The organism is Microvirga massiliensis, from assembly GCF_001006805.1.
In the GTDB taxonomy this organism is placed as follows: domain Bacteria; phylum Pseudomonadota; class Alphaproteobacteria; order Rhizobiales; family Beijerinckiaceae; genus Microvirga; species Microvirga massiliensis.
On record NZ_LN811378.1, the window covers coordinates 1 to 5,399 of the forward strand.

General features: G+C 60.0%; 7 protein-coding genes. 4 read left to right on the forward strand and 3 right to left on the reverse strand.

The genetic code is table 11. The features are described 5' to 3' along the window. Positions 1-23: 23 nt before the first annotated feature. The gene (locus tag BN1233_RS41590; protein WP_197094664.1) at positions 24-1,166 is read right to left on the reverse strand and encodes a methyltransferase; all 1,143 of its coding nucleotides are present in this window, start codon (positions 1,164-1,166) and stop codon (positions 24-26) included. Positions 1,167-1,313: 147 nt separating this feature from the next. Between BN1233_RS41590 and BN1233_RS46515 the strand changes: the two genes are divergently transcribed. Continuing rightward, positions 1,314-2,083 (forward strand): IS5 family transposase gene (locus tag BN1233_RS46515; RefSeq protein WP_147707855.1). Its coding sequence is split into 2 segments (ribosomal slippage): positions 1,314-1,641 and positions 1,641-2,083, totalling 771 coding nucleotides; the frame shifts between segments, so codons are not numbered across the junction. A gap of 544 nt (positions 2,084-2,627) precedes the next feature. Continuing rightward, positions 2,628-3,308: a LysM peptidoglycan-binding domain-containing protein gene (locus BN1233_RS41600; protein ID WP_046869564.1), complete on the forward strand. Its 681-nt coding sequence runs from the start codon at positions 2,628-2,630 to the stop codon at positions 3,306-3,308. A 10-nt stretch (positions 3,309-3,318) separates the two neighbouring features. Here BN1233_RS41600 and BN1233_RS41605 read toward each other — a convergent pair whose 3' ends face one another. After that, positions 3,319-3,660 carry a hypothetical protein gene (locus BN1233_RS41605; protein ID WP_063776772.1) on the reverse strand — a complete coding sequence of 114 codons (342 nt, stop codon included), beginning with the start codon at positions 3,658-3,660 and terminating at the stop codon, positions 3,319-3,321. 246 nt (positions 3,661-3,906) lie between these two features. Between BN1233_RS41605 and BN1233_RS41610 the strand changes: the two genes are divergently transcribed. Next, a complete protein-coding gene (locus BN1233_RS41610; RefSeq protein WP_154678363.1) occupies positions 3,907-4,059 on the forward strand; it encodes a hypothetical protein in 153 nt (50 codons plus the stop codon). Between the two features lie 50 nt (positions 4,060-4,109). Here the strand turns inward: BN1233_RS41610 and BN1233_RS41615 are convergent, their stop codons facing one another. Further along, positions 4,110-4,616 (reverse strand): lipocalin-like domain-containing protein, encoded by a 507-nt coding sequence (locus BN1233_RS41615; protein WP_048710508.1) that lies wholly within the window; start codon positions 4,614-4,616, stop codon positions 4,110-4,112. A 289-nt stretch (positions 4,617-4,905) separates the two neighbouring features. On the opposite strand from BN1233_RS41615, the gene BN1233_RS41620 reads away from it, so the two are divergent. After that, positions 4,906-5,310, forward strand: coding sequence for a hypothetical protein (locus BN1233_RS41620; protein WP_046869566.1), 405 nt, complete (start codon positions 4,906-4,908; stop codon positions 5,308-5,310). Positions 5,311-5,399: the final 89 nt, after the last annotated feature.

Genomic DNA, 5,399 nt, shown 5'->3' on the forward strand with positions numbered 1-5,399 from the left:
CTAGAGGCTGTTAGCGCCTGATCCTATACAGGGATAGCTTCTACGATACTGACAGCAGACGCGGTAGGAATGACCCTCGTGAGACGGAAGCCAGCCTTGCCCAGGAGTTCCCGATATTCAGCTTCGGTGCGTTCCTGGCCTCCAGGCACCACCAGCATCACCATGTCCAGCATTTTGCCAGGATGCGGCTCATCCCCCGGCGGCAAAACCATCTCAACCAGGAGGAGGTGGCTGTTCGGGCCCATGGCCTTGCGGCAGTTCTCCAGGATGGTGATGCACTGATCCTCGTTCCAGTCGTGGATAATGTGCGACAGCACGTAGGCATCACCGCCCCCCGGAACGTTCTTGAAGAAGTCGCCCGAACGGATGGATACGCGGTCCGCAACGCCCCGCTTTTGCAATAGGGCAGGCGCGTCGGCAACGACGTAGGGCCGATCGAACAGGATGCCGTGCGGTCCGGTATGGCGTGTGAGAATGGCAGCTAACAGGTTCCCCGTCGCGCCGCCTACGTCAACCACCGTCCTTAAGCCGGAGAAGTCATAGGCTTCGGCCACAGCCGGCGGCTCCTGGCCGTGGAAGCCGACCATCGTCTCACTGAAGAGGGATGCATCTTCGGGATGGCGGGCGAGGTAGTCGAAGACCGGCATGCCCCAGGCTTTCTCGAAGCCCGCCTGACCTGTTTCAAGGGAATGCTCGATGTTGTCGAAAGCGCTTGCAAGCCAGGGGCTACCCAACGCGAGAATGCTGGACCTTGCAGAGCCAGGCGCCCCGGTCTTCAGCGCCGCGCCCAATGAAGTGAGAGAGAAGCGCTGCGCTTCGCCCTCGGTGAGCAGTCCTAATCCGGCTAGCGTGCGCATATAGCGGTGGAGGCTGGGCGCATGGGTGCCAAGGAGTGGCGCCAACTCCGCAGCACTCTTTGGCGTCCCATCCAAATGGTCCGCAAGGTTCAGCTTAGCCGCCGTGTAGACCACCTTTGATACCCAGTAGGCTGTACCCATCTCGATGAGCTTGACGTGCGGTGGAAGATCCTGCGGGGCGGCGTCAGCCTTCGGGGCCGGAATGCGGTTGAGATCAGGAGCAGCAGCCCCGTCGTGCTCTGAGCTGGCCGCCATACCGTCCCGATTGACTCGATCCTGCTGCACATTCTCGATCGTTGACTGTTGCATTGCTTCCCTCCCATCTATGCGGCTCCAAGTTGATCAACCGGACACTACGTAGACGAATGTAGACGCCCCCTAGGCACGCCGTCGAGGGTCTGTCAGGGCCGGGCACCGGCTCCATATTGATCGCTTTTCCTGCTGAGGAGAGCGACAATGCTTACGGATCGCGATTGGGGGGTGCTCGAGCCGCTGATTGAGGCCTGCCGCCCTCATGCCAAGGTGCCGAGCCCACATCTGCGCCGCACGATGAGCGCAATCCTCCGGCGGCATCAGAATGGAGCCAAGTGGCGCGCCATCCCGGAAGAGCTGGGACCCTGGTGGCGGGCGGCCCAGACCTTCATCCGCTGGGCACGCCTGGGTGTCTGGGAGCGCCTGCTCGGACTGGCTCAGGAGAAGGGCGTGGCGCTCGGGATGACGTTCCTGGACGGCACCAGCATCCGGGCGCACCAGAAGGCAGCAGGGGCTCGGCGAAAAGGGGCCCTCAAGCTGAGCGAGACGCAAGTGAGGCGCTTGGGCGCTCTCGTGGAGGTTATGGCACCAAGGCCAGTGTAATTGCCGACGGTCTTGGACGGGCCGTCGCTTTCATCTTGGCTCCCGGTCAGGCCCATGAACTGCCGCAGGCCATCCCGCTCCTCGACCGTTTGCCGGGTGTGCCGAAATGGGTCGTGGGCGACCGAGGCTACGCCAGCCATGCCTTCCGTCAGCACATCTGGGAGCGGGGTGCCCGGCCAGTGATCCCTTCCAAGCGCAATGAGGCACCCGTCGCCTGCCCAGACTGGATCTATACCAATCGCACCATCGTCGAACGCCTATGGGCGCGGCTGAAGGACTGGCGGGCCGTCGCGACACGCTACGAGAAGACCGCCTCAAGCTTCATGGGCGTCCTCTGCATCGCCGCCGCAATTGACTGGATCAAGGCATAACAGGCCGTAGGCATGCCAAGCAAACCGGACAAAACCCGCCCCCGTCAATCCTCACAATCAACTCTGCATGCCGAACAATCCCCGACGCGATAGTGATCGGGACGAGACCGGGATCCGTCTAAAGGAGGCGATAACGTGAGTTATCGCACGCTTGAGAAGCTTGGCCGATGCTATAGCTCTCTTTGGCGGCACTGGGGGCTCTTCTTCAGGAAGTTGCGGTGGGCTCATACATTTTTGACGCGTTCCGTGCCATGTTCAATCAGGGGCAAACTGGAACATCGAACCCCGGGGCAATCCGGCAACTGCAGCTACACGAGGCCGAAGAAGACGCAATGTTCAGGCCCGGATACAACCGGCCAGCCTCTGGCTACTATTCGCCCTCCTAGCCGACCGCGCGACGGTTGAATCCTTCCAGGCCTCAGAACCACCATGAAAGGCGCAGCGAACAGCGATTTCAGAAGCCAATCTGTTCGCTGCACCATAGTATCACGTTGAGAGACAACAGGATGAGTTTTCCCTTCTACTGAAATCATGGAGAGCTTGGATGGCAATCGAGTACATCGTGAAAAGCGGCGACACGCTCACTCGGATTGCGAGCAAGTTCGGGTTCAAGTTATATACAGACATTTACAATCATCCTTCGAATGCTGAGTTTCGCAAGAAGCGCCCGAATCCGAATCTCATCTATCCAGGCGATCGAGTTCAGATCCCAACCAAGGATCTCGACGACTTGGTTCTAGCGAGGCCACCACTCGTAAAGCAGGCCGAGATCATGAACTGCTGGGCGGCAGCGATGGAGTCCTGGCTGACCGTATCGCCCCGCGAACCGTTCAGCCAAGAAAGATTGAAGGAGATGTTCTCCTTTTTCACCGACGCGGTGACTGGTGGTCTCACACCTGCGGGATGGGGTGCGATCGCGACACGGTTTCAAATGACTGCTCGCCTGTTCAGCACCTCGCCGCTGGCTGGCGAAAGCCCGGAGGGATTCAAAGCCGAACTATTGCGCGGCATTCTCGAAAAATCCGGTTTCATCGTGATCGTCTATAATCACGCCGGCAACGGGGCGGTCTCCCATGTGAACGTCGTATACGGGATCGTCTTCGAGGGCGACACAACTTACCTCTGGGTGATGGATCCTTTCGACAGCCCCTTCGGCGGATATCAGAAGCGACCCCTCTCATTCTATAAAGATCGCATGCCGGTCGGGATCTTGTGGGCTCCATAGGGCCTACAGGTCAGGCTAAACTGTCGGCCCCCTTCGGACAGGCATTCGCCCATGTCAGTCCGCCGGTGGCCCTGACGGAATCTCTCATCTCAGCGATGCGACTCCCTGAGGGCTTGTCGTAGTAGTCGGCCTGGGCTTCCGCCGGCAGGGCGTCGAGGGCCCGGCGTTCGGCTTCGGCCAACACCTCTTCCAAGAGGCGCCGCTGCGTGATGCCGTAACAAGCGGCCAGGCGCTCGAGCTTCCGCTTCGCCGGCAGTGACACCATGAGGCTGAGCCGCTCCAGGCCGCCATCCGGGTCTTTCAGGTGACGCTGCCGATACGCCGCCTGCCGCTCGGCATTGCTCCTGGCCATGTGAGACTCCCCCGCGCTCGCCGAAAGCTTATCCGTATCGTTACGGCGTAACAACAACTGGCCTCAGCGAGGCTGCACGGGAGCAATGCCCGGCAATCCTCCCACGCTTGGCGATATGCTTGCCTCGCACGCTCAAAATCCCGAGAAATTACGAAAATAGCTCGCCCGCAGATCGGGTCGATATTTTCGATCGCCCGGATGGTGTCGAGTTCCGATTTCCATTATCGCCTATCCCCGGGGTCTACCGTGAAATATATTCCGCTCTTCTGCTTTGGCGCGGCAATGATCGCGTGCGTCGTGTGGCTCAATCGGTGGAACCGCGAGCGTTTGCGCGATCTCACACGCGTCGAGCGCGAACGCATCGAAAAAGAAGACGACGACGAAATGCGGATCTGGTGATTGGACCAGAGTGTCCGCGTCGCACCCTTCGAGATTAGCTCGTGAGCTTTCTACTTCACCGATGAGGTGACCTTTTCGAACACGAGAACTCCAACCCCCTCACGACCATCTACAGGGCTTTTGTTGGGTTCCGTCCTGATCGTCAGAGTGTTTCCCTCCCGCGTGAAAAAACGAACCTGATCGGTTCCGACTCGGGTCCCGTTCCAGTCGATATCAATGTGATGAGTGACTTTCCCACTCTCCCGGGTGTAGGTGCCGCCGTAGGCGAGCATAGACCGATGTAGCTCGATCCTTTCCTCGTCTGTCGGTGTCGCGCCGCGCGGCTTGACGCGGTTGTCGGCGGTAAAGATCACATACATGCGACCGTCGCCTGAATAGCCGAGGTATCCATCCGGATGTTCGCCGAGTTGATTGTAGCGCTCGCCGGTCGCCGCTATTTCTCGAACAAATGTTTTCAGCTTCCATGTGCCGATCAGCGGGTTCTCGTCGGCATGAGCAATCGCCGACGGCAACACGAACAGCGATATGAAAGCGATGAAGTCGACTTTGCGGTTCATGGGTGCTTCCTCCAACCGCTGCGGCACGTTCCGAGACCAGAGAGGACCGGCCCAATACGCTGAGGCGGTTTTGTCCCACCTCTACAAATCACGAACAGGTGCCCGAACTCAACGCTACCCTATAGATTGCAAATGAGGTGCGACTGTTTCGCTTGCGCCGACTATCATTCGATCGGTTGAGATCACGTCACGCTGGGGCACGGGGAAAGCGAACGCGAGCGCCACGGCCAAGCCGTTTCCAGCCCTCCGGATGAATCCCAAAGGCTTCACAATCCCGAGGAGCACGACAATGCCCCAGATCGAACGGCCATTCTTCGCTCTCGCTCCGAACGGCGTCGTCCACCAAGTCGTCGCGACCGGCATCAACGCGGCCCGGGCCCTCCAGAAATTCCGCCGCATGCACGACATCCACGGCTTCGAGGTCCTCGAGGCGGCCGAGGTGACGAGTTTCCTGGCGTGCGGCGAGACCTTCGTGCACGAGATCCAGCATGCCTTCCCGGAGGCGAACGGTCGGATCGTGGAGCACAATGGCCCTACCGCTTTCTTCGAGGCGGTCGGCTATGACGCGCTCGCGAAGCGACGCTGCATCGCTCGGCACAGAAAGCTCGAGAAAGATTCGATCGACGCTCACGGACGCCTCGTCTGGGTCGACCTGAAGCCCTACCGCGTCGAGCTCCTCGGCCGGGCAACTTGAACCGCAGAGGATGGCATCGCGATCCCGACGACGCGGACCTCTTTTCAATCCGACCCTTCGGATGACCCGGGAAGCTCCAAAACCCCTAG

Bases quoted from the DNA above. Each gene is read 5' to 3' on its own strand.
- BN1233_RS41590 (WP_197094664.1), bottom strand. From the start codon at position 1,166: ATGCAACAGTCAACGATCGAGAATGTGCAGCAGGATCGAGTCAATCGG.
- BN1233_RS41600 (WP_046869564.1), top strand. From the start codon at position 2,628: ATGGCAATCGAGTACATCGTGAAAAGCGGCGACACGCTCACTCGGATT.
- BN1233_RS41605 (WP_063776772.1), bottom strand. From the start codon at position 3,660: ATGGCCAGGAGCAATGCCGAGCGGCAGGCGGCGTATCGGCAGCGTCAC.
- BN1233_RS41615 (WP_048710508.1), bottom strand. From the start codon at position 4,616: ATGAACCGCAAAGTCGACTTCATCGCTTTCATATCGCTGTTCGTGTTG.
- BN1233_RS41620 (WP_046869566.1), top strand. From the start codon at position 4,906: ATGCCCCAGATCGAACGGCCATTCTTCGCTCTCGCTCCGAACGGCGTC.